This window comes from Pseudoalteromonas sp. SWYJZ19 (genome assembly GCF_015864375.1).
In the GTDB taxonomy this organism is placed as follows: domain Bacteria; phylum Pseudomonadota; class Gammaproteobacteria; order Enterobacterales; family Alteromonadaceae; genus Pseudoalteromonas; species Pseudoalteromonas arctica.
In genome coordinates this window covers 1-588 of record NZ_JADYXI010000065.1, presented here as the reverse complement: position 1 = coordinate 588, position 588 = coordinate 1, and the positions used below count along the sequence as shown (strand labels likewise).

The 588-nt window shown below is 43.7% G+C and carries 1 pseudogene; it reads right to left on the bottom strand.

Annotated features, from left to right (window positions below):
• Positions 1 to 588, bottom strand: a pseudogene (locus I6F45_RS21265) (contractile injection system protein, VgrG/Pvc8 family); the annotation flags it as partial.

The following is a 588-nucleotide window of genomic DNA, read 5'->3' as shown; positions in this document are numbered from 1 at the left end:
GGCACTAAACCTATCGCGGTGAGCGTAAAGGCAATCCAGCCATCACTGTCGTTGGCTTTATCGTCATCAGTCAGTAGCATTACATTGGCTAAAATATCCCGCACGTCCATGACTTGGTCAATAACCGGTATCATTGAAATAATACTGCCTACCACAATCTGCGCCGTTGTAGGGTCTTTGTTAAAATCGCCTTGCAGTGCTCCCCATAACCAATCACCTGCTTGGCTGGCTATGTTGCTTGCTTCATCAAGTGTTGCTGTTTGCCCAGCTCTGCTCATTTGTATTGCAGAGGCGGGGGTTATTCTTTTATAAAGTGGGTTTGGCGTCGTGTTATCTAGAGGTTCATACTCACGCGTATCCTCCCCGTATTGAATAGTAAACTGACCATTTGGTACGTCAGTTAATTGTGCTATACCGTCTTCATCTAGCTGGCCTGTGCTTTGTGTTCCATCATCAAATTTAATTGTATAAGGTGCGTTTTTTACAGGGCTGCCATCTTGATAGACATAAAGTAAATCCACTACGCTTGACGTTGTTGCAGCAATACCTGAGTCATTAATGGTTATATCACTAATACGGCTAATATTG